General features: G+C 38.6%; 20 protein-coding genes. 17 read left to right on the forward strand and 3 right to left on the reverse strand.

Annotation, left to right across the window (positions count from 1 at the left end; all coding sequences use genetic code 11):
- Positions 1-4 precede the first annotated feature (4 nt).
- From ACTQ46_RS05665 to ACTQ46_RS05745, 17 genes are all read left to right on the forward strand, one after another.
- The gene (locus ACTQ46_RS05665; protein ID WP_441747950.1) at positions 5-1474 is read left to right on the forward strand and encodes an aminotransferase class I/II-fold pyridoxal phosphate-dependent enzyme; all 1470 of its coding nucleotides are present in this window, start codon (positions 5-7) and stop codon (positions 1472-1474) included.
- Positions 1455-2306, forward strand: coding sequence for a polyamine aminopropyltransferase (gene speE, locus ACTQ46_RS05670; RefSeq protein WP_441747951.1), 852 nt, complete (start codon positions 1455-1457; stop codon positions 2304-2306). The genes ACTQ46_RS05665 and speE overlap by 20 nt, the downstream gene beginning before the upstream one ends.
- Positions 2296-3147: an agmatinase gene (speB, locus tag ACTQ46_RS05675; protein WP_441747952.1), complete on the forward strand. Its 852-nt coding sequence runs from the start codon at positions 2296-2298 to the stop codon at positions 3145-3147. Before speE ends, speB begins: the two co-directional genes overlap by 11 nt.
- Before the next feature lie 10 nt (positions 3148-3157).
- Positions 3158-4360, forward strand: coding sequence for a saccharopine dehydrogenase C-terminal domain-containing protein (locus tag ACTQ46_RS05680; protein ID WP_441747953.1), 1203 nt, complete (start codon positions 3158-3160; stop codon positions 4358-4360).
- Positions 4324-5484 carry a carboxynorspermidine decarboxylase gene (nspC, locus tag ACTQ46_RS05685; RefSeq protein ID WP_441747954.1) on the forward strand — a complete coding sequence of 387 codons (1161 nt, stop codon included), beginning with the start codon at positions 4324-4326 and terminating at the stop codon, positions 5482-5484. Before ACTQ46_RS05680 ends, nspC begins: the two co-directional genes overlap by 37 nt.
- A 309-nt stretch (positions 5485-5793) precedes the next feature.
- Positions 5794-7809, forward strand: coding sequence for a leucine-rich repeat domain-containing protein (locus tag ACTQ46_RS05690; RefSeq protein WP_441747955.1), 2016 nt, complete (start codon positions 5794-5796; stop codon positions 7807-7809).
- Between the two features lie 8 nt (positions 7810-7817).
- A complete protein-coding gene (locus ACTQ46_RS05695) occupies positions 7818-9176 on the forward strand; it encodes a vWA domain-containing protein (protein ID WP_441747956.1) in 1359 nt (452 codons plus the stop codon).
- On the forward strand, positions 9157-10632 hold the full coding sequence (locus ACTQ46_RS05700) for an ATP-binding protein (protein WP_441747957.1): 1476 nt from the start codon (positions 9157-9159) through the stop codon (positions 10630-10632). The genes ACTQ46_RS05695 and ACTQ46_RS05700 overlap by 20 nt, the downstream gene beginning before the upstream one ends.
- Positions 10633-10697: 65 nt before the next feature.
- Positions 10698-11249: a DUF4342 domain-containing protein gene (locus ACTQ46_RS05705; RefSeq protein ID WP_441747958.1), complete on the forward strand. Its 552-nt coding sequence runs from the start codon at positions 10698-10700 to the stop codon at positions 11247-11249.
- Positions 11250-11907: 658 nt separating this feature from the next.
- Positions 11908-12336: a MarR family winged helix-turn-helix transcriptional regulator gene (locus ACTQ46_RS05710; protein ID WP_441747959.1), complete on the forward strand. Its 429-nt coding sequence runs from the start codon at positions 11908-11910 to the stop codon at positions 12334-12336.
- Positions 12333-13694: an MATE family efflux transporter gene (locus ACTQ46_RS05715; protein WP_441747960.1), complete on the forward strand. Its 1362-nt coding sequence runs from the start codon at positions 12333-12335 to the stop codon at positions 13692-13694. The genes ACTQ46_RS05710 and ACTQ46_RS05715 overlap by 4 nt, the downstream gene beginning before the upstream one ends.
- Positions 13695-14475: 781 nt before the next feature.
- Complete coding sequence (gene leuC / locus ACTQ46_RS05720) at positions 14476-15738, forward strand: 3-isopropylmalate dehydratase large subunit (RefSeq protein WP_441747961.1); 1263 nt, start codon at positions 14476-14478, stop codon at positions 15736-15738.
- The gene (gene leuD / locus ACTQ46_RS05725) at positions 15738-16229 is read left to right on the forward strand and encodes a 3-isopropylmalate dehydratase small subunit (RefSeq protein ID WP_441747962.1); all 492 of its coding nucleotides are present in this window, start codon (positions 15738-15740) and stop codon (positions 16227-16229) included. The genes leuC and leuD overlap by 1 nt, the downstream gene beginning before the upstream one ends.
- A gap of 12 nt (positions 16230-16241) precedes the next feature.
- Positions 16242-17315, forward strand: coding sequence for a 3-isopropylmalate dehydrogenase (gene leuB, locus ACTQ46_RS05730; RefSeq protein ID WP_441747963.1), 1074 nt, complete (start codon positions 16242-16244; stop codon positions 17313-17315).
- Positions 17316-17323: 8 nt separating this feature from the next.
- Positions 17324-18895: a citramalate synthase gene (gene cimA, locus ACTQ46_RS05735; protein ID WP_441747965.1), complete on the forward strand. Its 1572-nt coding sequence runs from the start codon at positions 17324-17326 to the stop codon at positions 18893-18895.
- A 159-nt stretch (positions 18896-19054) separates the two neighbouring features.
- On the forward strand, positions 19055-21067 hold the full coding sequence (locus tag ACTQ46_RS05740; protein WP_441747967.1) for an alpha-amylase family glycosyl hydrolase: 2013 nt from the start codon (positions 19055-19057) through the stop codon (positions 21065-21067).
- A gap of 227 nt (positions 21068-21294) precedes the next feature.
- Entirely contained in the window at positions 21295-21738 is a 444-nt protein-coding gene (locus tag ACTQ46_RS05745; protein ID WP_441747969.1) for a GNAT family N-acetyltransferase, read from the forward strand.
- 446 nt (positions 21739-22184) lie between these two features.
- Here the strand turns inward: ACTQ46_RS05745 and ACTQ46_RS05750 are convergent, their stop codons facing one another.
- The 3 genes from ACTQ46_RS05750 to ACTQ46_RS05760 form a co-directional block, all read right to left on the reverse strand.
- A complete protein-coding gene (locus tag ACTQ46_RS05750) occupies positions 22185-23615 on the reverse strand; it encodes an alginate O-acetyltransferase AlgX-related protein (protein ID WP_441747971.1) in 1431 nt (476 codons plus the stop codon).
- Positions 23616-23624: 9 nt separating this feature from the next.
- Complete coding sequence (locus ACTQ46_RS05755) at positions 23625-24884, reverse strand: MBOAT family O-acyltransferase (protein ID WP_441747973.1); 1260 nt, start codon at positions 24882-24884, stop codon at positions 23625-23627.
- Between the two features lie 278 nt (positions 24885-25162).
- The gene (locus ACTQ46_RS05760; protein WP_441748043.1) at positions 25163-26089 is read right to left on the reverse strand and encodes an NAD(P)/FAD-dependent oxidoreductase; all 927 of its coding nucleotides are present in this window, start codon (positions 26087-26089) and stop codon (positions 25163-25165) included.
- Positions 26090-26133 lie beyond the last annotated feature (44 nt).

Below are 26133 nucleotides of genomic sequence, written 5' to 3' on the forward strand. Positions count from 1 at the left end.
TGATATGGATCAGAATAGAGCGCCTATTTACGAAGCTTTAGAAGAATTTAGAAACGAAAGAATTGTACCCTTTGACGTACCGGGGCATAAACGAGGCCGGGGAAACCAAGCCTTAAAAAACTTTCTGGGAGAACGATGTGTATCTATAGATGTCAATTCTATGAAGCAGCTGGATAATCTCTGCCATCCTGTTTCCGTCATAAAAGAAGGAGCGGAGCTTGCAGCAGAAGCTTTCGGAGCAGACCATGCTTATTTTATGGTTGGGGGAGGCACTTCAGCAATACAGAGTATGATCTTTACAGTATGCAAAAGCGGCGACAAGATTATTCTTCCAAGAAACGTCCACAGAAGTGTTATCAACGCTCTTGTTCTCTGCGGGGCAAGACCTGTTTATATTAATACGGATATCGATGAGAGATTAGGGATTGCATTGGGTATGAAAGTAGAACAAATAGAAAGGGCGATAGAAGCTCACCCCGATGCAGTAGCGGTTCTTGTAAATAACCCGACCTATTATGGAATTTGTTCGGATCTAAAAGGGATTGTAGAGCTTGCCCATAAAAACGGTATGTACTGCTTAGCCGACGAAGCACATGGGACTCATTTTTATTTCGGTGAAAATCTTCCTATAAGCGCCATGGAAGCAGGCTGCGATATGGCAGCTGTCAGTATGCATAAGTCGGGAGGAAGTCTTACCCAGTCTGCATTTTTGTTAGCGAAAAACACCATAAGCTCTGGATTTATTCATCAGATTATAAACCTTACACGAACGACAAGCGCCTCTTATCTTCTTTTATCCAGTCTGGATCTGTCTAGAAGAAATTTGGCCTTGGACGGAAAGAGAGCCTTTCAGAAAGTGAAAGAACTTGCAGACTATGCCAGAGAAGAGATAGCCCATATCGGAGGATATTATGCCTTTTCAAATGAACTTATAAACGGCTCCAGCATCTACGATTACGATCAGACGAAGCTGACGATTAATACCAAGGGTATCGGACTGACAGGCATCGAGGTCTATGATCTTTTAAGAGATGAATACGACATCCAAATCGAGTTCGGAGATATGGGAAATATTTTAGCCTATATCGCCATAGGCGACCGGAATCGGGACGTGGAACGGCTGGTGGCTGCTTTAGCAGAGGTGAAAAGGAATTTTACGAAAAAAGAAGAGATTCACCACTATCATGAGAATGTAGAGCCAACAGTTTTAAAAACACCTCAGTTCGCCTTCTATGCTCCAAAGATTTCTCTGCCTATCGAAGAAACGGAAGGCAGAATCTGCAGCGAGTTTGTTATGTGCTATCCTCCAGGTATTCCGATTTTAGCCCCTGGTGAAGTTATCACACGAGAGATACTCGATTATATAAAATATGCAAAAGAAAAAGGATCTCAAATAACGGGACCGGAAGATATCAATATTGAAAGACTGAATGTGCTAGAAGGGAGTGATAAAGATGGATTTATGGTTTTCTGAGATGCATACAGACAATGTAAAATTATCGATTCGAATTGACAAACAGCTATACTCAGGCCAAAGCGATTTTCAAAGAATCGACGTTTTCGAATCCTATGATTTAGGGAAAGTTCTTGTATTAGACGGGTTTTTAATGTTTACAGAAAAAGATGAATTTATTTATCACGAAATGATGGTACATGTTCCTATGGCCGTTCATCCCGATGTAAAAAAGGTATTAGTAATCGGGGCTGGGGATGGGGGAGTTATCCGAGAGTTATCAGGGTATAAGAATATAGAACGGATAGATTTAGTAGAAATAGATCCGATGGTAGTAGAAGTATGCAAAAAATATATTCCCCAGACAAGCTTAAAAATGGAGGATCCTCGAGTTCATATCTATTATGAAGACGGACTGCGCTTTACAAGAAGAAAGGATGATTACTATGATCTCATTATAGTAGACTCTACGGATCCTTTCGGACCGGGAGAAAGTCTTTTTACAAAAGAGTTTTACGGCAATTCCTATAAAGCCTTAAAAGAAGACGGTATTATGGTAAATCAGCATGAAAGCCCTTTCTATCCTCAGGACGCCTTAGCCTGTAAAAGAGCTCATAAACGGATTGTAGACAGTTTCCCTATAGCGAGAATCTATCAAGCCCACATACCGACGTATCCATCCGGGCACTGGCTGTTTGGGTTTGCTTCGAAAACGTACCATCCATTAAAGGATCTAAACGAAGAACGATGGAACGAAAGAAAATTAGAGACGAAATATTACACCACAAAGCTTCACCTCGGAGCTTTTTATCTGCCAAAATATGTAGAGGAGATTATGAAAGATGTTGAATAATAATGAAAAGTTTATCGGATGCGATAAACCCTACGAAGAAGCCGATATTGTCATTGTAGGAGCACCCTTCGATTCTACAACTTCCTTTAGACCAGGAGCAAGATTCGGTCCGAAAGCGATGCGATGTTTGTCTGAAGGGCTGGAAACATATAGTCCAGGACTTCATAGAGATTTGACAGAAGAAAATATCTTCGATGCAGGGGATATAGAACTTCCGATCGGAGATACGGAGAAGACCCTTCGAAAAATAGAAGATACAATAACAAAAATTATTGCTGATGACAAGTTTCCGTTTCTCCTTGGGGGAGAACATTTAGTAAGTCTGGGAGCCGTACGTGCTTTAGCGAAAAAACATCCTGATCTTCATATTATCCATTTCGATGCCCATGCGGATTTAAGAGATGAGTATCTAGGAGTAAAACTGTCTCACGCTTCTGTAATGAGAAGATGTTGGGATCTGCTGGGAGATGGGCGAATATACCAGTTTGGAATCCGCTCAGGAGACAGAGAAGAATTCGAGTGGTCTAAGGGACACACTGAATTAAAACTATTTAATTTCCAAGATTTAATCGAAATAGTAGAGAACCTCCGCGGATATCCGATCTATTTGACGATTGACTTGGATATCCTAGATCCTTCTGTACTGCCGGGAACAGGAACCCCGGAAGCAGGGGGAGTAGGATATGTGGAACTTTTAAGGGAAGTGCGGGAAGTGACCGGAAGATCAAATCTAGTAGGATGCGACATGGTAGAATTAGCTCCTGCCATCGACCCTTCCGATATGTCCACAATGGTAGCAGGGAAACTATTAAGAGAAATAATATTAAGCATAAGTTGTTAAGGAGTGAAATATGGGAAAAGTATTAGTAATCGGCGCCGGCGGAGTAGCTAGCGTAGCAATTCATAAAATCTGTCAAAATGACGAGTTTTTCACAGAAGTATGTATAGCCACAAGAACAAAGGCGAAAGCGGATGCAATTAAAGAAAAGCTTGAAGGGAAAACAAAAACTGTTATTACGACAGAAGAGGTTGATGCAGACAATGTAGAGGAGCTTGTTTCTCTAATCGAGAAAGTAAAACCGGAGGCGGTTCTTAACCTTGCTCTTCCGTATCAAGACTTGACGATAATGGACGCTTGTCTGGAAACAAAAACCCACTATATCGATACGGCAAACTATGAGCCGGAAGATACAGCAAAATTCGAATATAAATGGCAATGGGATTATATGGACCGCTATAAAGAAGCTGGTATAACAGGACTGTTAGGAAGCGGATTTGATCCGGGGGTTACTTCTGTATTTACAGCTTATGCTTTAAAACATTATTTTGATGAAATACATTATATTGATATATTAGACTGCAACGCAGGCGACCACGGTTATCCTTTTGCTACAAATTTCAATCCTGAAATCAATATCCGAGAAGTCTCTGCGAAGGGTTCTTACTGGGAAAATGGAGAATGGGTAGAAACAGAACCTTTAGAAATCAAAAGAAAATATAATTTCCCTGAAATAGGAGAAAAAGGTATGTATCTCCTTCATCATGAAGAGTTGGAATCTCTAGGTCTTCATGTGCCGGGAATTAAGAGAATCCGTTTCTTTATGACCTTTGGAGAAAGCTATTTAACACATTTAAAATGTTTAGAAAATGTAGGGATGACTTCCATCGAACCGATTATGTTTGAAGGAAAAGAAATTATTCCGCTTCAATTTTTGACGGCTGTACTTCCGGATCCTTCTTCTTTAGGACCGAGAACTGTTGGCAAAACAAATATCGGATGTATCTTTCAGGGGGTAAAAGACGGTGAAGAAAAAACTCTTTATATTTATAATGTCTGCGATCATCAAGAAGCTTATGCGGAAGTAGGATCTCAAGCAGTATCCTACACAACAGGAGTTCCGGCTATGATCGGAACGATGCTTGTGATGAATGGACAATGGGAAACACCCGGAGTCTATACCGTAGAAGAATTCGATCCGGATCCTTTTATGGACGCACTAAACAAATGGGGACTTCCATGGCAGATAGAAGAAAATCCGGAGCTAGTGGATTAATGAAAACAACTAAAAGAAAGACTCCCTGCTATATAGTAGAGGAGTCTTTGCTGCGTAAAAATTTAGAAATATTAAAAGAAATTATGGACACCACTGGCTGCCATATTCTTCTGGCACAAAAGGCTTTTTCTATGTATAGTCTTTATCCGCTTGTCGGCGAATATATCTCTGGAACAGCCTCCAGCGGATTATATGAAGCAAGGCTTGGCTATGAAGAAATGGGCAAAGAAAACCATACCTTTGCTCCTGCCTTTCAAGAAGAAGAGTTTCCAGATATTTTAAAATATTCCGACCATATTATTTTCAATTCTTTATCTCAGCTGGAAAAATTCGAAGAAGAAACAAAGAAAGCAGGCAAAAGCTTTGGAATCCGAATCAATCCCGAGTTTTCCACCCAAGAAGGCCCTGCGATCTATGACCCATGTGCGAAAGGATCAAGGCTTGGTATTCCTATTTCACAGATAGAGGAAGAAATATTAAAAAGAGTGGACGGGATTCATTTTCACACCCTCTGCGAGCAAGGTTCGGAACCTTTAAGGGATACTTTAAAGGTAGTGGAAGAGAAAATCGGAAAGTATTTCCATCATTTAAAGTGGATTAATCTAGGAGGCGGCCATCATATTACAAGAGAAGATTATAATCGGGACCTGTTAAAAGAGCTGATCTTTCATTTAAAAGAATACGGACTGGAAGTCTATTTGGAACCGGGAGAGGCTGTTGCATTAAATGCTGGAACGTTGGAAACAACGGTTCTAGATATTATCGACGGAGAACCGAAGATCGGAATTCTCGATACCTCTGCCGCCTGTCATATGCCAGATGTACTGGAGATGCCCTACAGACCTCCATTGAAAGACTCGGGAGTTTTAGGGGAGAAAAAGTACAGCTATCGTTTCGGCGGACCGACTTGCCTTGCAGGAGACATCATCGGGGAATACTCCTTTGATAAGGAACTAAAATCAGGAGATATCTTGAGCTTTCAAGACATGGCGATTTATACCATGGTAAAAAACAACACCTTCAACGGAATGCCCCTTCCTTCAATATATTACAAAAGAGAAACCGGCGAACTGGAAAAGGTGAAAGAATTTGGATACGAGGACTTTAAAGAAAGACTTTCGTAAAAGGTAGAGCGCTAGAGTGAAGTTGCAATAGGAAAGTGGGAAAGATCCACTTTCCTTTTATTATATTAAGGAAGCATGTAGTCAGTTGGGATCGTTAAAGCGGATGCTTTCTAACGGACCTACCGTCAGAAAGATCCTGCCTTTTACACTAAAGCAGATAATAAATGCTTTATTTATTTTCCTCCCCTCTATCACACTCCACACTTAAAAAACGCTTAATCTTTTAACAGCTTTATCTGTAAGAACAGAGTTCAAATGTTACAAAACCCGTTATAAATATATGTTACTATTACTATAGAGGTGAAGGATATGGATACTTGGGAAGAGAATGGATTTTTATTTACAGGGGAAAGAAACTGCACTCTTATTTCTTATAAGGGAGAAGAATCTGTACTTAATCTGCCGAAAACTTCTAGGAACCGGAAGCTTGCAAAGATCGGAGCAGGAGCCTTTGAAGGTAATCTATTTCTTGAAAAGATATGGATGCCGGATTCTGTAACAGAAGTGGAAGAGGCAGCTTTTAAAAACTGCAGAAACTTAAAAGAAATACATCTTTCTGAAAATTTGTCTTCTCTTCCGGAGAATGTCTTTTTTGGATGCAGAAATCTATCCATTGTGAATATACCAGACAAGCTCACCCATATTCCCGGCATGCTTTTTATCCATTCTTGTCCTGTGAAGATAATGATCGGTAAAAATGTAAAGGAAATAAAAAATAGAGCTTTCAACGGCAGCTGCCTGCAGGAAGTTTCTGTGGATAAAGATAACCCGTATTTTATAAGCGACGGAAAGGGGATTTATTCGAAAAAAGGAGACAAGCTTCTTTCTTTGCTTGTGAAATGTTCTGCGTATAAAATAAAAGAAGGTGTAGAAAGAATCGGCGAGCATGCCTTTGAGAACTCTACTGAAATTAAAGAAATAGAACTTCCGGAAAGTTTAAAGATTATTGATGATTACGCATTTTTTTCTACAGAGATCACAAAGATCTGCTTTCCGAAAAAGCTAGAAAAGATCGGGAAAGCCGCTTTTAAATTCTGCCGTAATCTAAAATCTGCAGAACTTCCTGACAGCCTTCGGGTGATCGGAGATGAAAGTTTTTTCGATTCCGGTTTAACGAAAGTAAAAGTTCCAAAGAATGTGGCGAAAATCGGGATAAATGCCTTCACTATACGTAAAAATGAAATCGATACAAGAGGGGTAGAAGATTTTTCAGTAGATTCGAATAACCCCTATTATTATATAGACAATAGCGCTCTTTTTTATAGAGAAAAGGCAGGAAACAGGCTGCTGCTTCTTGTAAAAAACATTCCATCGAAATACAAAATTCCTGAAAAAACAGCTTTTTTATCCGATGATATATTTTCTTATCATGCTGAACTCATAGAAACTGCCCTTCCCGAGGGACTCAAAGAAATAGGAAATTATACATTTTATTATAGTAATTTGGAAAAAGCGGGCATACCGGATACTGTAGAAAAGATAGGGAATTATGCCTTTTATCAGACAAAAATAAAAGAAATAAACATCCCTGCTTCCTTGAAGATCTTAGGTAAAAATGCACTATCTACAAGAAGAAACCCGGAAGGGGGACGGTTTCTGGATAAAGTCTATGTAGATCCAGAGAACCCACGCTTCTGCGTAGAACAAGGAGCATTATACGCTAGGGAAAAAGAGGGAATCGCATTATATCTTTATTTCGGGAAAGAAGAAAGTTATTATCTGCCTTCCTATGCAGCCATTATTAAAGAAGGAGCTTTTGCAGAATCTTCTGTAGAAGAAGTGTTTCTTCATCGGGAGATTATAAAAATAGAAAAAGACGCCTTTATACAGTGCAAAGAGCTGAAACGTCTTATTATCGAATTGAAAGACGAAAGGGTCTGCTCTATGATTACTCTTTTTCTTCCTACACTGGATATGGTCTATGATGATTTAAACCGTTATTTAAACTGCATCTATTATGATGGAGAAGGAGAAGTGGTAGATTTTGAAGTCTATGACAGTCTTTTTCCCATTGTAAGGGACTGGGACGAAATGATACAAGTAGCCTTATCTAGACTGGAATCTCCCTGCAGCATCAACCCTAAAGGAGAAGAGCAGTATCGACGTTTTATCGACCGGAATTTTAAGAATATCTACAAAAGAGTGATCAACTGGGAAAACAGCCGGGGATTAGAAATTCTTCTCGAGATAAAATCTTTATCCAAAGATCAAATCGAGACAATGCTTGATTATACAAGAAGCAGAAATTCACCGAAGATGATTGCTTTTTTATTAAATTATATTAAAAACAATTATGCCACTGTAGAAGAGGACTATGAACTCTAGGAGAAATTATGGATGAACAACAAAGAAAAATTGAAAGGATAAGCCGGGAAGTCTGGAAACAGATGAGAAACGGACTTTTATTAAAATACCGTTATTTCGATAAAGCGCTTTTCAGCCTGACTCCGATTCCTCTAGATGTTCAGGAGCTGATGACAGATGGCAAGGGTATCTATTATAATGCAGAGAATATTTTAAAAAAATACGATCGCCAGCTGGAAGAGCTTTACAGAGATTATCTCCACATTATCCTCCACTGTATCTACTATCATCCTTTTCCAAGAAAAGAAGCAGATCCCTTAAGGTGGAACACCGCCTGCGATATTACAGTAGAGGCTATCCTTTATGAGTTGACGAAGAGAGAAAGCTATAGAGGACTCCGAAGCTTTAAACAGGAACCTTTTATTCAGGAATTTAAAGAAAAGCTGGGGGTTTTGACTGCAGAAAAACTCTATTATCATCTAGAAGAATTAAAAGAGGAAGAAGTCGAAATTATCGAAAAGATCTTTAAACGAGACCTTCATACCTTTTGGTATCCGGAAGAATACGAAGAACTCCCTGACGAAGATAAATACGAAAGCTATGAAGAGTATAAGACAGAGGATATAGAAGAACTTTTGGAAAACTGGGAGAGGATCAGCGAACAGACGAAAGTTAAAATGCAATCCTTAAAAGAGTCTGAAGACCCTTCTATAACTATGCTCATGCAAAACCTGGAGCAGGTGAATCAAGAAAACTACGATTACAGAAGTTTTCTAGAGAAGTTTGCAGTGTCTGGAGAAGATATCAAAATAAATGAAGAAGAGTTCGACTATATCTATTATTCTTACGGACTGGATCTCTATGGGAATGTTCCCTTGATCAATCCCCTTGAGTATAAAGAAGTTTCTAAGATCAGAGAGTTTGTGATAGCCATCGACACTTCAGGTTCTGTAAAAGGAGAACTGGTTCAGGCCTTTATAGAAAAAACATATAATATTTTAAGCCAATATGAAAACTTTTATTCTAAAGTCAATATTCATATTGTACAATGCGACTCCCAGATTCGAAAAGTTGATATTATAAAGTCTCCGAAAGATTTTGAAACGTATCTAGAAGATTTTACCCTTATAGGTTTTGGAGGAACGGATTTTAGGCCTGTTTTCGATTATATCGACGAAAAGATACAAGAAGGAGTATTTTTTAATCTAAAAGGAATGCTCTATTTTACAGACGGACATGGGAAATATCCAGAGAAAAGACCGGATTATAACTCCGCATTTATCTTTTTAGACGAATATCCCATCGGGTTTGAACCTCCCATCTGGGCGATGACCTTAGTTTTAAAACGTTATGATTTAGGAGAGAGTTATGAATATAAAAGAAGCTAAAAAACAAATTAAAAACGCGATGATTGCTTATTTTTCAAAAGACGAATTCGGCAACTATCTTATCCCTGTACAAAAGCAGCGTCCTGTGTTTTTGATTGGACCTCCGGGAATCGGAAAAACTGCCATTATGGAACAGATCGCCAGAAGCATGAAGGTAAGCCTCGTTTCTTATTCTATAACCCATCACACAAGACAGTCCGCGTTAGGTCTTCCTTTCATCACAGAAAAGATCTACGATGGGAAAGAATACAGAATATCTGAATATACCATGAGTGAAATTATCGCTTCTGTCTATGACACCATAGAAAAAACAGGAAACAAAGAAGGAATTCTCTTTCTAGACGAAATCAACTGCGTATCCGAAACCTTGTCTCCAGCGATGCTCCAGTTTCTTCAGTATAAAATATTCGGCAAGCATAGAGTTCCAGAAGGGTGGATCGTAGTAACCGCCGGAAATCCTCCTGAATATAATAAAAACGTTCATGAAATGGATATCGTAACCTTAGACCGTTTAAAGCGGATTGATGTAGAACCGGATTATCAAGTCTGGAGATCCTATGCTGTGAACAGAAATCTTCATTCTTCTATCCTGAACTTTTTAGATCAAAAGCCGGAGTTTTTCTATTCTGTTACGACTTCTATCGATGGTAAAAGCTTTGTAACCCCTAGAGGATGGGAAGATCTGTCGGATATGATGAGACTCTACGAGCTTCACGATATACAGATTGACTATGATTTGGTGTATCAATATCTGCAGAACTCGAAAATTGCAAGAGAATTCGCTACCTACTATGAACTCTTCAACCGTTACAAAAAAGAATATCAGATCGAATCCATTTTTTCAGGAGAAGTCTCCGAATCCCTTATGGAGAAAGCGAAGGAAAGCTCCTTTGACGAACGGCTTGCAGTTGTTGGAATGCTTTTAGACGAGATCACCGCGAAAATTCGTAAAGTAAATTTTTTCGACAGAGGCATTCAAGAACTCCGTGCTCTTCTTAAACAGGCAAAGGGATATGAAGGAAAAGAACTTCAAACAAAAATCCAAGAAGAAAAAAGAGCGTACGAAGAAGACTTTGAACAGAAAAAAACTGCTGGAAGCTTAAACAACGAGGAACTCTATGCAAAAGAATTTGCCTTGAATTTCTTAACGGGATCTATCTTAGAAGAACAGGATTTCAGTGTGATTCAAAAAGCATATATGGAAAAGGTAGCAGAATTAAAAGAGCTTATAGCCCATACGAATACTTCTCTCCAAGAAGCCTTCCGTTTTATTGAACAGGCTTATGACGGGGATCAAGAGATGGTGCTTTTTGTAACAGAACTTACTGTGAGATCTCACTGTTCCTACTATATCAGCCGTTATGGATCTGAAGAATATTTCAAATACAATAAAGAGCTTCTTCTAGAAGAAAGAAAAATGGATTTAAAAGGAAAAATTTCCGAACTGGAGTTGTAGTTTACTCAATACTGGGTATAATATAGTAAAGAGAAAAAGATGAAACAACAACAAGGAGATAAAAAATGATAAATATTGAAAAAATCGATTATGTAATCGAACAAACCGGAGCAGAATATGGAGCTGTTAGAACAGCCCTAATTATTTCCGACGGAGATGTAGAAAAAGCAATCAACTTTATCGAATCCAACCAAACAAAGAAAATAAGCGACGAATCTACTGTAAACGACAGCCAGTATAGTGAAGGCGGTGAGAACTGGGAAGAGCAGTATGATAAAAGACATAAACAAAACCCCATCGGAGCCTTTGCACAAGATATTATCGATACGATCCAAGAAATCTGGGAAAAAGGAAATGCATCGAATCTTGTGATTGAAAAAGACGGGAAAACCATCTTAAGCCTTTCCTTAACCGTCAGCACCATCGGACTTGTGATCGCACCGGTAGCAGCGATTATAGGACTGGGAGCAGCCTTTATCACAGAATATTCTATCAAAATCATTATGGACAGCGGCGAAGTTGTGGACGTAAATAAAGAAGCTGTTCGAAGAAAAATGAACAAAGGCTATAAGGAAGAAGAAAAACAAGAAGACCAAGATCAGAACGAAGAAAAATAGAATATGAGAAAAAAGACCTTAGAAAACTCTAGGGTCTTTTTTGATGGAAAAATAAAAATATGTTAAAATAATAATTAAATCTTACATTTTGTTAGAATTTAATTATTTGGTAAAAGAGAAGGAGAATAGATGGCTAAAAAGGATAAATATACATTTGAAACAAAAATCCGCGGTAGACGTGCAGATGCTAGAATGACACAGCAGGAATTAGCGGATTAGAAAGGAATTGTCATGAAAAATAATTCTGTAATCTTACTGGTGTTGTTTTTTATTATAGTATTTTCTTCATCTTTTATGAATATTCTCTGAAAATATGAGAATTATTATACTTCTGATAGATATTGTGTTGCTTTTGATAATACTTTATTTACGAAAAAGAAAAAAGTAGAAATATTGAACTTTACATTTTAACAACTTATTAGGATATAAATTTAAAAATAGTAATATTGGCTTTTAACAAATAGTGTTGGTGAAGAGTAAGCCACAACATGCGAGGTGAAAATCGAAAGATTTTTATCTCAGATTCTTTTGTATAACTAAAAGATTCTATCGAATAATGATAGGGTCTTTTTTTAAAAATAAACTTCATACAAACTATTGGAAATATTTGATAAAGAGTTATAATATAATAGTTCAAAAACGAACTATAGGAGGAAGGATGTTTTCATTAATTAATTTTTGTGATTTATTAGAAAAGGAATATGATCTTGTACGAAAAGATATCATGAATGCTTTTTGTTTAACAGGAGCTGAAGTGGATATTTTATTGTTTTTAGAAAATAATCCCCAGTATAAAAGCGCTCAGGAGATTGTCGAGGTTCGAAAGATTGCAAAATCCCATGTTTCTATGACTATAAAGGGACTTATAGAGAAGGGATTTTTAAAAAAAGAAAAAGACCCGAATAATCTCAGGGTGTATCATCTAGAAATATTAGAGGAAGGAAAAACTGTTACAGTGTACGGGAAGAAAAAGCAGACGAAGTTTTTTGAAAATTTATTCTCCGATTTCAGCGAAGAGGAGATAGAAGAGTTTAAAAGACTTTATCATCGCATGATAAAAAATATGATGAAAGAAAAGATATCATGAGCAAAGAGAATACAAATGCCTATTTATTTGAAGAAGCGCCGATAAAAAAGGCTGTTTCAAAACTAGCAGTTCCTACGATTATCAGTTCTTTAGTAATGGTTATTTACAACATGGCGGATACTTATTTCGTAGGCTTATTAAATGATCCGATCCAAACTGCGGGGGTTACTTTAGCAGGTCCTGCACTTTTAGCTTTTTTTGCAGTAAGCAACCTTTTTGGTGTAGGGACATCCAGTGCCATGAGCCGGGCGTTAGGTAGAAAAAGATATGATGAGGTCCGTCAAAGTTCGGCAGTCGGTTTTTATGGTTCTGTCGCCAGCGGTATATTATTATCTGTGCTATGTCTCGTTTTCTATCCCTTTTTGCTGAAGATATTAGGGGCATCGGGAGAGACGTTAGGTTCTACAAAGGCTTATATGGACTGGGCAGTAGCAGCAGGGGCGGCTCCTTCTATATTAAATGTGGTTTTTTCTTATCTTGTCCGTTCCGAAGGGGAGGCGTTATCTGCAAGTATCGGAACAATGAGCGGAGCTTTATTAAATATCGTGCTAGATCCGATTTTTATATTGCCATGGGGATTTAATATGGGAGCGGCTGGTGCAGGGCTTGCAACATTCCTTTCCAACTGTGTTACTTGTCTTTATTTCTTCTTTTATGTTTGGCGCAAAAGAGGGAAGACTTTTGTATCTATTCAGCCGAAGGATTTTACGTTAAGTCCTTATATTCTAGGGGAGATCGCAAATGTGGGAGTACCTGCATCGGTACAAAATCTCCTTAATGTAACAGGTATGACCATTCTTAATAATTTTACTGCGGGATACGGCCCGGATGCAGTTGCTGCGATGGGAATAGCGCTTAAGCTTCAGCTGGTTCCGATTCAAGTAGCTCTCGGCGCAACCCAAGGGGTGATGCCTTTAATAAGCTATACTTTTGCAAATGGACGGTATGATAGGATGAAAGACAGCATTCTTTTCGTAACAAAAAGGGTGATCATCGCTATGGTTGCAGTCACAGCGGTCTCTGTATTAGCAGCACGGCCTATGGTCGGATTCTTTATGGAAAATCCGAATGTAATAAGCTACGGGGAAGGTTTTTTAAGAGGATTAATGCTGGCTCTTCCCTTTATGATTGTTGATTTTATGGCTGTTTCTGTATTTCAATCTGTAGGAGACGGAAGAAAAGCGTTGGTTTTTGCTATTTTAAGAAAAATTATCTTTGAGATTCCTTTTATTATTATTCTAAATATATTGTTTCCTCCTTTCGGACTTTCTTTTGCGCAGTTCGTGGCAGAGTTTGTTTTAAGTATTATAGCGGTTGTTCTGCTAAGAAAGTTTTTTAGAAGCTTGAAGGAGAGATAAGGCGGGATTGCTGATGGGCCCAGGCAGGATCCCTTGCGGGACCTAGGCATTAGGCGGCACGCCTGCGGCGGCCAGGTAAAGATAGGGGAAAGATAGGAGATAGGTTATAGGGGTTAGGAAATAGGGAAGGTGGAAAATGCGGAGCATTTTCTTCATATATAAAGGCGTCGTTAGACGCTCCTCTGTTTCTAAGCGTTGTGGGTGTAAAAGGAGGGGTCTGGGGGAGGATATGAGGACGAATCGCAACGCGGTCTGATCACGACATGGGTAAGTACTTTGTGTCAAGACATAGGTAAGTGTTTTCTGGAATGATTTATAAGAGAAAGTGTTTTTTCACTTTCTCTTTTTTTATGGAGAATAGGTGCAGGATATTTTTTTCGTGTTCTAGAAAAAGAGATAGGCTGGGGTGTTATGAGGAATTCTTAAAGGAACTGTTTTATGAAAATGGTGTATTGCGGTGAAATGGTATTGAAAATATATCCAGTTAGAAAAGATAAAAGTTTTTAAGAATCTTGCATTTATCGGATTTTAGTTTGATATATTGATAAAGTATAGTATAAATATACATTATTCCAACCGTAAACGGAAAAAGTTGCATTCTGAATAATCCTTGAAATAGGGTAAGTTTTAAACTTGTAAAACAAAGAAAGGGTTTTCATCCTTTTTCGTCTTGGTTTTATTATTCATTTTTTTGTGTTATTAGCCTATAAAAAGCTTTCAAAGATCTATAAAATGTAGTAGAATACTAGTTAATGTGAATTAATTTTAGGAGGATATAATTATGGGAATGACGATTAGTGAAAAGATCTTAGCGGATCATGCCGGTTTAGATAAGGTCGTACCGGGTCAATTGATCAATGCAAAGCTTGATATTGTTTTAGCGAATGATATTACAGCACCTGTTGCAATTAATGAGTTTGAAAAAGTAGGTGCGGATAAAGTTTTTGATAAATCAAGAATTTGCTTGGTGCCGGATCACTTTGCACCAAATAAAGATATAAAATCTGCAGAGCAGGTAAATAAAGTTCGTAAATTTGCGAAAAAATATGAAATCGAGAACTTCTTTGAAGTAGGTAAAATGGGTATCGAGCATGTTCTTTTACCAGAACAAGGAATTGTAGGCCCTGGAGATTTGATTATTGGAGCGGACAGCCACACTTGTACTTATGGTGCATTAGGCGCTTTTGCTACTGGTGTTGGAAGTACAGATATGGCAGCCGGTATGATTACTGGAGAAGCTTGGTTTAAAGTTCCAGAAACAATTAAATTTGTATATAATGGAAAGCTTCCAAAATGGGTAAGCGGTAAAGACTTGATTCTTTACACTATCGGACAAATCGGTGTAGACGGTGCTCGTTACATGGCGATGGAATTCACTGGGGAAGCCATCGATGAACTTTCTATGGACGGTCGTTTTACAATGAGCAATATGGCGATCGAAGCTGGAGCAAAAGCAGGTTTAATTGCACCAGACCAAACAACCATCGATTATGTAGAAGGCAGAACTCGCAGACCTTATAAAGTCTATAAAAGCGATGAAGATGCAGAATATGCAAAAGTTTACGAATGGGATGTAACAAACTTAGAACCTCAAGTAGCCTTCCCTCATTTACCAGAAAACACAAAAGGTGTCAGCGAAGCGAAAGACATTACTTTAAATCAAGTTGTAATCGGATCTTGTACAAACGGACGTATCGAAGATATGAGAATTGCAGCCTCTATTCTTAAAGGCAAAAAAGTTGCTGATGGCGTTCGTCTATTAATCTTCCCTGGAACTCAAGAAGTTTATCTTCAAGCGATGGAAGAAGGTCTATTTAAGATTTTCGTAGAAGCAGGCAGTGCAGTTTCCACTCCTACATGCGGACCTTGTCTAGGCGGACATATGGGAATCCTTGCTGAAGGGGAAAGAGCTTTATCTACTACAAACAGAAACTTTGTAGGAAGAATGGGTGCAGCAGGCAGTGAAGTTTATTTAGCAAGTCCTGCCGTAGCAGCAGCTTCAGCAGTTTTAGGAAGAATCGGTTCACCAGAGGAGGTTTTATAATGAAATTAGAAGGAAAAGTATGGACTTTCGGAGATGATATCGATACGGATGCGATCATCCCGGCTCGTTATTTAAATACATCCGACCCAAAAGAGTTGGCAGAATATGTAATGGAAGATGCGGAAGCAGGTTTCAGCAAGAAGATTTCTGACGGAGATATTTTAGTAGCTGGAAAGAACTTCGGCTGCGGATCCAGCCGTGAGCATGCTCCTATCGCGATTAAAGTGGCAGGGTTATCTTGTGTAATCGCAGAATCTTTCGCAAGAATCTTTTATAGAAACTCTTTAAACATCGGTCTTCCAATCTTCGAATCAAAAGAAGCATCTGATGATATCAAAGCTGGAGACGAAGTAGAAGTGGATACAGATACTGGTGTTATTACAAATAAAACAACAGGAAAAACATATCAAGCAGTGCCGTTCCCTGATTTTATGCAGGAATTAATCCAAGCGGGCGGCTTAATGAATTATATTAAAAAGAACAAAATGTAAGAGGGGCTTTTAATGAAAGAATATAATATAGCAGTATTACCAGGGGACGGAATCGGCCCTGAAATTGTACCAGAAGCGATTAAAGTTATGGACGCAGTTGGGGAAAAGTTAGGATATAAATTTAATTATGAAGAAGGATTCATCGGAGGAGCTGCCATCGATGAAACAGGAGAGCCTCTTCCTCAAGAGACAGTAGATCTTTGCGAAAGAAGCAATGCTGTTCTTTTAGGAGCAGTCGGCGGACCAAAATGGGATGATCTTCCAGTAGCGAAAAGACCGGAAGTAGGGGCTTTGCTTCCACTTCGTAAAAAACTAGCTCTTTACGGAAATATCCGTCCAGCTTTTGTATATGACGAACTAGCAGATGCATCTACTCTTAAAAAAGAAGTTGTTCAAGGTACTGACCTAGTTACATTCCGTGAGCTTACTGGAGGAATCTACTTCGGTAAAAAAGAACGCGGAGAAGATGAAAACGGAAAATATGCTTTAGACGAAGACAAGTACTATGTATACGAAGTGGAAAGAATTGCAAGACTTGCATTCGAAACAGCACGTACTAGAAGAAACAAAGTAACATCTGTTGATAAAGCAAATGTACTAGAATCTTCACGTTTATGGAGAGAAACTGTAAAAGCTCTTCATGAAAAAGAGTATTCAGATGTAGAACTAGATCATCTATATGTAGATAATGCTGCAATGCAGCTGATCTTAAGACCGACATCTTTCGACATCATCTTAACAGAGAATATGTTCGGAGATATCTTAACAGACCAAGCTTCTGTTATGACAGGTTCTATCGGAATGCTTGCTTCAGCAAGTGTCGGTGGAGACGTAGCGTTGTATGAACCATCTCACGGATCGGCACCTGATATTGCAGGACAAGGAAAAGCCAATCCGTTAGCAACAATCCTTTCTGCTTCTATGTTATTCCAGTACTCATTAAAGGACAGAGAAGCTGCAAAGATGATCGAAGATGCGATTAAAAAAGTATTAGCAGCAGGATTTAGAACTCCTGATATTATGGAAGAAGGAAAAACTTTAGTTACTACTTCTCAAATGGGAGACGAAGTCGTTAAAGCTTTATAGGAGGAATTATGGAGAAGGTCATAATATACGATACAACCCTTCGAGATGGAACTCAGGGAGAAGGTGTCAGCCTTTCTGTACAGGACAAGATCAATATTACAAAAAAACTGGACCAGCTCGGAGTTGATTTTATCGAAGGGGGATGGCCAGGATCCAATCCTAAAGATATGGACTATTTTAGGGATATCAAAGATATCCCTTTACAGTTTGCTAAAGTTGTTGCGTTCGGAAGTACGAGACGTGCAGGAATCAAAGCGGAAGAAGATGTCAGCCTTAATAAATTTGTGAAGTCCGAAGTAGAATACGTTACGATTTTCGGAAAATCCTGGGATTTTCATGTAAAGGAAGCCTTAAAAGTGAGTTTAGAGGAAAACCTGGAGATGATCGAATCCAGTATTCATTTCTTGAAAGGAAACGGTATCCATGTGTTTTTTGATGCGGAGCATTTTTTCGACGGTTTCAAAGAAAACAAAGACTATGCGTTAAAAGCGTTAAAGACCGCTGAAAAAGCCGGAGCTGAAACGGTGATTCTCTGCGATACAAACGGGGGAACACTTCCATACGAGGTCTACGATATCGTAAAAGAAGTCGTGGATGCGATGAATATTCCAGTAGGAATCCACTGCCACAACGATTCTGAAGTAGCCGTTGCCAATTCTTTAATGGCAGTGCGTGCCGGAGCAAGGCAGGTTCAAGGTACAATGAACGGTTTAGGGGAACGATGCGGAAACGCAAATATTACATCCATCATTCCAAATCTTCAGATCAAAATGGGTTTCGACTGTTTAAATGGAAACGGGCTGGAACATTTAACCGAGGCAGCGAGATTTGTCAATGAAACGGCAAACCTAAGTCTTCCAAACAATCAAGCCTTTGTAGGAAACAGCGCCTTTGCCCATAAGGCAGGGATTCATGTAAGTGCAGTCCTTAAGAATTCGAAAACCTATGAACATATAGACCCTGAAGTAGTGGGGAATTCAAGAAGAGTACTTGTATCCGAGCTAAGCGGTGCAAGCAATCTTCAGTATCGGGTGAAGGAAATGAATGTGGAATTCTCCGAAGATCGGGGTGTTCAACGGAACTTTATTTCAAAAATCAAACAGCTGGAATATGAAGGCTATCAGTTTGAAGGTGCAGAGGCTTCCTTTGAGCTGTTGTTAAAAAAAGAAATGGGCGATTTTCAGCCGAGATTTTCCTTGGAATCTTTTAATGTGGTGGCGAATAAACGAGGAGTGCTTCCTGTATATTCGGAAGCCTCTATAAAGATCAAAGTTGATGAGGAAATCTTCCATACTGCAGCAGACGGCTACGGACCGGTAGACGCACTAGACCACTCTTTCCGTAAAGCCTTGGAAGCGTTCTTCCCGGCTTTAAAAGACATGCATCTAGTGGACTACAAAGTGCGTGTCATTGATGGAAAAGACGGTACCAGCGCAAAGGTCCGTGTACTTATAGAATCATCTGACGGGGTCAACAACTGGACGACAATCGGCGTATCCAACGACGTTATCGAAGCCAGCTGGCTGGCATTGGCAGACAGTTTCAATTATAAATTATTAAAAGACAGCGAAGTGAAATAAATAAGAGCATCCTTAAGGGTGCTCTTATTATGTTTAAAAGAATTGTATGCGAAAGAGATAAATAGAAAAAATATTCAACGTAAATTATCTATTCTTCGAGGAAACACTGGGTTTCGGGTATATATAATAAAAGAAGGAAAAATTATAGGAGGTAGTTCAATGGCTGAAAATCGTTTCCCGCTGGAGATCTATGAGCTCGATCCGATGCTTGCGGAGTTTAAAGGTGATTTAGATTATAGGAATCAAAGATTTTACGATGTTAAAGAAGAACTAGTCGAAGACGGTTCATTAAAGGATTTTGCGAACGGACATAGATATTATGGTTTTCACAAAGATAAAGATGGCTGGGTGTATCGGGAATGGGCGCCGGCAGCAGAGGCTCTTTTCTTGATAGGGGATTTCAATCATTGGAATCGGGAATCCCATCACTTAGAGCGTATCGATTTTAATACTTGGGAGATTCGATTGAAGCCGGAAGAACTTCATCATGGGGACTTGGTGAAAGTGCGGGTTGTTTTTCAAGGGAGATCTCAAGATAGAATTCCATTATACATAAAAAGAGCTGTACAAAACCCTCAGACCAATGATTTCAGCGGACAGATTTGGGAGCCTTCGAATCGGTTTATATGGAGCGACAAGGAGTTTAAAGGGCTGAAGGGAGAAGCCCCATTTATCTATGAGACCCATATCGGTATGGCTCAGGAAAAAAGAGGGATCGGGACGTATCGGGAGTTTGCGGATAATATTTTGATACGGATTAAAGAACAGGGATATAATACGGTACAGATTATGGCGATTATGCAGCATCCCTATTATGCATCCTTCGGTTACCATGTATCGAATTTCTTTGCCGTTTCTTCTTGGTTTGGAACACCGGATGATTTAAAATATCTGATCAACAAAGCCCATGCTATGGGAATCACTGTGTTAATGGACATTGTCCACTCTCATTCTGTTAAAAATACAATCGAAGGAATCAACGAGTTTGACGGTACGGATTTTCAGTTTTTCCACACTGGAAAGCGGGGGAATCATGATCAATGGGATTCTAAGATTTTTAACTATGGAAAACACGAAGTGATTCATTTTCTATTATCGAATATAAAATACTGGATGGAAGAATATCATTTTGACGGATTTCGTTTCGACGGGGTGACCTCTATGCTGTATCTAGATCATGGTATGGGAACGGATTTTGACAGTTATAAAAAATACTTCAGTATGAATACGGATGTAGAAGCTGTGACGTATCTTCAGCTGGCAAGTTCTCTCGTGAAAGAAATCAACCCGAACGGGATAACGATAGCGGAGGATATGAGCGGCATGCCGGGAATGTGCCTTCCTATCGAAAAAGGAGGAATCGGCTTTGATTATCGCTTAGCCATGGGAGTTCCTGATTTTTGGATACGAAATTTAGAGAAAAGAGACGATCAGTGGAATATGCATGAAATCTATTTTGAGCTTTCTACTACAAGGGAAGGGGAAAAGAGAATCGGTTATGTGGAATCCCACGATCAGGCACTTGTGGGAGACAAGACGATTATCTTTAGAATGGCCGACAAAGATATGTATACGGAGATGAATGTGTTCGGCGAAAATATTGTAGTAGACAGGGCCATCGCCCTATCGAAGATGATTCGTCTCGTCACGATCTCTATGGGCTGCGACGGGTATCTGAACTTTATGGGGAACGAATTTGGACATCCGGAATGGATCGATTTTCCAAGGGAAGGAAACGGATGGAGTTTCGAACATTCCAGAAGACAATGGTCCCTTGCAGACAAAGAGTATTTAAGATACAAAGGGTTAAACGATTTTGACAAAGCCATGATTCATTTTATGAAAGAAAATGATCTTATGGGCGGCGGCGAGCCGGAAGTTCTATGGAGAGATGACGAGAGAAAGCTTGTTGCCATTCGTAAAAAAGGCTATATCTTCCTTTACAACTTCCATCCGACTGAATCTTATGAAGGTTTTGAACTTCCAACTCATGATGAAGGTGCTTATCGTGTAGTTCTCGATACGGATCAAAAAGAGTTCGGAGGATTTGGGGGAAGAATTTCTCATGACTACGAATATATTGTCCAGCCCATGAAGATGAACCCGAATTATCATGGAATTACACTTTATATTCCAAGCCGCACGGCTATGGTTTTGGAGAAAAGAGATTAAAAAAAAGTGTGAGAGTGGGAGAGTGAAAGAGTGGAGTTGTGGTTGAAACATGGAACTTGTTTCTTTTGGAGAAATAACGAGGTAAATACGGCACGATATAGGAATTTAAAATAGAAGAAATAGAATATAAACGGGGAAGCGGTGGAAAGCTGCTTTCCTTTTTTTGAAAAGAGTTTAGAATTTAGTTATATTGAGTAGTGAAAAATTTATAATAAAAGGAGTTTTTTATGGAGATAAAATATATAGAATATGGAACGAAAGAATATGAAGAGAATGTTAAGCTGCGGGTGGATGTGCTGAGACGTCCATTAAACTGTGATATGGATGAAGAAGAGCGGGCTTTTGAAAAAGAAGGAGCGCCGATTGTAGGTCTATATGATCAGGGGAAGATGGTCGGTGCAGGCGTGATGGGATTTGTAGATGAAGAGCAGATCGAGATTAAGTATATGGCCGTATCCGAAGAAATGAGAGGAAAGGGCGTAGGCAATGCTATTATGGATGAGCTTGAAGATTATGCAAGGAGGAATCATTATAAAAAAGTGGTCCTAGTGGCAAGGACAGGAGTACTGCCTTTTTATGAAAAAAGAAGTTATATAACGCTAGGCGAGGCTTATGAGCCTGGTTTTGTGCCTGTAATGCATATTCGTATGGAGAAAGAGCTTAAAGAATGAGTGTGGAGAGTGAAAGCGGGCCGATCGTTTTTAGCCAAGAATGTAGAAACACCGTTTTTGGGAAAGGAGCGGCATGAGCTTGATCTAAATAGCGTTTTCTAAGAAAACTTTAGCAGCTCTGGTGCAGCTCATTCTCTAAATGAGTTTTTTCATATGGCTAATATTATTTGCTGACCTGCGCCAAATCAAAATACTTGACTTAAAGAGGGCTTCAGAGAGGTGAGTTTAAAGAGTATAGCAGAAAAATTTTATATGAAAGAAGCAGGTTTCTTATTTTTAAGGGAAAACTAGGTATTGAGAATTTATAATATAGAGTTTTTATCCGAATGGATAGGGGAATTGAGGGAGGTATCTGCTGAGTTAACAGTCCTTTTTTACTAGGGGAGGATTGGATTGAGTTGTTATGGGAACAAAAAAGAAGGCGGTTGTAGAAATGCCTTCTTTTTTTATAATAATTTATCTAGCGGGATGATTGTTTTTGTTTTGTCTTTTTCTTCAACTAGTATGAGTTTAACATCTTTGAAAGTATCGTTGTAAACAGAACAATATGTGGACAAGATGCCGTTGCCGATATTTGAAGGATGGGTATCGTGTATCCTTTCGGATGCTTCAAGATAAAGATAGTTATACTGTTCTGGGTACTGTATGGCGATATCGGTTAAGATGTCTTTCTTTTGTATGTTCACTTTTATCTGATCAAGGAGTTCTTGAGACGCTTCAACTTCAGAGAGTCCAGATAAATTTTCGTATTTTGGATTGAAATGAACACTCGAAAAAGCGTTAGGGTTGAAGTAGCCTTCATTAAAGGCAGAGGCTGCTACTTCAAACAATACGATATCCGGTTTAAAAAGATTAAGATAATAGTCGATATCGAATATATTTTCATAGTTATGAATTCCTATGACTTCGGAGAAGTCGTCCGTATAGAAATCTTCTTTGCCATTCATAAAACTGCCTCGAAAGATCAGAAGGCTGGGTGCATCGGGATTGTTCGGGTTTTGGTCGATACGCAGGGTGCTATGGGTAGGATGAAGTTTTAATTCATTTTTTAGCGCTGCTTGATATTCTTTCGGATTCACATGCTGCGGGTTTTTTGAATGGTATTTTGTGATTTCTTGGTTGATTTTTATTTTAGAATTGGGCAGATATTCCTGAACGATTTTTTCCTTTTGATATTCTTCGAAAGAAATACTGCCGATGTTCGGATGTTTTTCCCGCATGGGTTCGATCATATTGCTGATACCGAGTATCGCTCCATAATCGGTCCAATGTCCCACATCATATTGTTCGTCGAAAATCCGTTCTTGTGCATCTACGTTTTGAAGATATTCGACATTGTCTATGGAGGTAAAGAAATTGTTGGGCAATAGTGTTCTAAGATACTCCATGTTTCCGTAGGATGTATGAACGGAGTCTGGGAGTTTTTCCGGATAAATATCGTTTTTAGAAGGATTTGCCGCAAAAACAAAATCGATGCCTCTTACTTCGAGATAGCGCTGTACCGTACCCATGAAATTGTTGAAATTATCTACAAATTCTTTATCTGCCGGTTCAGCTGCGTAGCTGTAAAAAACTTCTTTTTCCTTGCCGTATTCATAGGAAGGGTGTTTTAATACTCCAAAGATACTATTGTATCCGTTGCCGTAGATGCCCAGCATTTCTTCGCGAAAACCGATTCGATCCGAAAGATAATCTTCAAACTGCATGCTCATAAGATGGAAATCGAGGTTTTGTTTTTGAGAAGTTGTATCTTCCGGAAAGAGATCGGTAAGGGTGCGGTTATCTATTGTAGAGACTTGATTTTCTTCTGTATTCAGATTAACTATAGGGATCAAGATGATAATCAATAAAATACCTATAAATATTTTTTTTCTCATTGTTCTCTCCTAAAATTGGAAATAGATAAAGGGGCTGTAGCTTCCGCTGACTAAAAACAGAATCGAAAGCATAAAGAATAAGAGCAGACCAATATCGTAGATCCATGGAAACCATTTTGTGTCTTTATATTGATGATGGATTTTTCGCATAATAGGTGTAGAAAAAATGCAGCCTATTATTAAGTAAAATATCAAATCATTCGATAGAAAGTAAGGAAATTCAAAAACTGGAACAGCCGTCGATGCATTGTTAAACATATAGGAAAGATAAAGCATTGCTTGATCTAGATCTGCACTTCGAAAGATTACGAAACCTATGGCCACTACCAGGAATGTAAATATCCTTTTAAAAATATCCGGTGTTTTTATATACCAGTCGAATCTTTTCATGAACTTTCCAAGGACTGAAAAGAACCAGTGATAGATTCCCCACACTAAAAAGTTCAGTGTTTCTCCATGCCATATCCCTGTGATAAAGAAGACGACGAATTGATTTAAGTAAGTCCTGACCTCTCCCTTTCTGTTTCCCCCTAAAGGAAAATAAATATATTCTCGGAAGAACATAGACAGAGAAATATGCCAACGACTCCAGAAATCTGAGATGTCCTTTGCAATATAGGGATAGTTGAAGTTTTCTTTAAATCGGAAACCCATAATTTGAGCAATCCCGATTGCCATATCCGAATATCCGGAAAAGTCGAAAAACAGCTGAAGGCTGTAGCATAACATGCCAAGCCATGCGGTAGGAGTATCCAGACCGGTTGAAACCTGGGCGAATATCATATCTGTTTTTTCGCCGATAGTATCTGCCAAAAGAACTTTTTTGGATAAGCCTAATGTAAATCGCCGAAGTCCCAGATATATATTTTCGAAATAAAGAGTACGGCTGGAAAGCTGCTGATAGATGTCTTTATATTTTACAATAGGTCCTTGGGTGATTTTCGGATACATAAATATATGAGTGCTGAGTTCCAAGAAGTTTTTGTTTGCAGGGGCATCCTTTTTATAAACATCCACTAAATAAGAGATCTCTTGAAAGATAAAGAAAGAGATACCTAGAGGCAGAGATCCGTCTGGGATCGCCATTCCCGCATCAAAATTTGTGTTGAAAAAATCAACTATGTAAAAATAATATTTATGAAAGCAGAGAATCAGTATATTTGTAATAACTCCGATCCAAAGCAGTTTTTTCGCGTGGTTTTTTGATTTCTCGATACCCAAGCCGATTATGTAGTTTATTAATATGGTAGCCCATAGCAAGATAACCATTTTCCCGTTTCCCCAAAGATAGAAAAGAAAACTTTCCGCAAGAAGAACAAGGTTTTTAAATCTCTTCGGAGTGATGAGATATAGGATAAGTGCTACAGGCAGGAATATGAACAAGAAGCTTAAGGAGCTAAAAGACATATCAACACCTCCGTATATTTAATTTATCAGGAAGTATAATTATATCATAAGTAAGATATAGAGGTCTTTTTAATTATAATCAATAAAAAGATCCGGTTTTAGCCGGATCTTTTGTGTTAGGAAATAAATATTATTATAAATTATGCGTTTTTAAGTTCATCTGCGATACGAATTGCAGCTATAGTTCCTTCGCTCGCTGCAGTAGAAATTTGACGCACATCGTTATCTACAATATCCCCAGCAGCGTAAACACCGTCGATATTTGTTTTCATGTTTTTATCAATTACGATATAGCCTTTATCCGTTAAATCAAGACCTTCGTATAAATCCGTATTAGGAACGCCGCCTATGTATGCGAATACATAATGATCGCCTGAAACTTCTGTAATTTCGTCAGTTTTTACATCACGAAGCTTGACAGTAACATTTCCTGATTCTCCAGAAATGGAATCGATTCGTGTATTTAAATGAACTTCGATATTGTTTTTAGAGTTAACTTCATTTTGGAAAGCTTCGATTGCTGTTAACGCTTCTCCTTGATGAGTGATATGAACTTTATTGGCTAAAGAAGCTAGGAAAATACTTTCTTTTACAGCACCGTCAGAACCGCCAACGATAAATACTTCTTTTCCAAAAGCTTTAGAAGAATCTGCGAAAGCATCGTAGCTGATAAGAGTATCATTGTCTTCGCTATGACAATCTAATTTTCTTGGAGTAGTGCCATTTGCTATAACAATTTTTTTTGCTTCGTATTTGCCGTTGTTTGTATAAACAACTTTCGGATCAGCGTTTAAATCAACTTTTGTTACTTCTTCATGGATAATTTCTGCGCCTGCATCCCGAGTTTGATCTTCAATTTTAGAAACGAATTCATCACCGCGCTCGTTATAACTTACGCCAGGATAATGTGTCACAAATGAAACGCCGCGGATTATGCCTCCAACGTTTTCTTCTTTTTCAAATACAGCTGTTTTTAAAGATCGGCTTCTTGCATAAATAGCAGCTGTTAATCCAGCCACACCAGATCCTATAATTATTACATCGTACATAATGACCTCCTTTATGATCTTATGATAATAGTATCATAAATTACTAAAAAATTAAATATAGA

It is taken from the genome of Gallicola sp. Sow4_E12 (assembly GCF_052116305.1).
In the GTDB taxonomy this organism is placed as follows: Bacteria; Bacillota; Clostridia; order Tissierellales; family Peptoniphilaceae; genus JBQKLI01.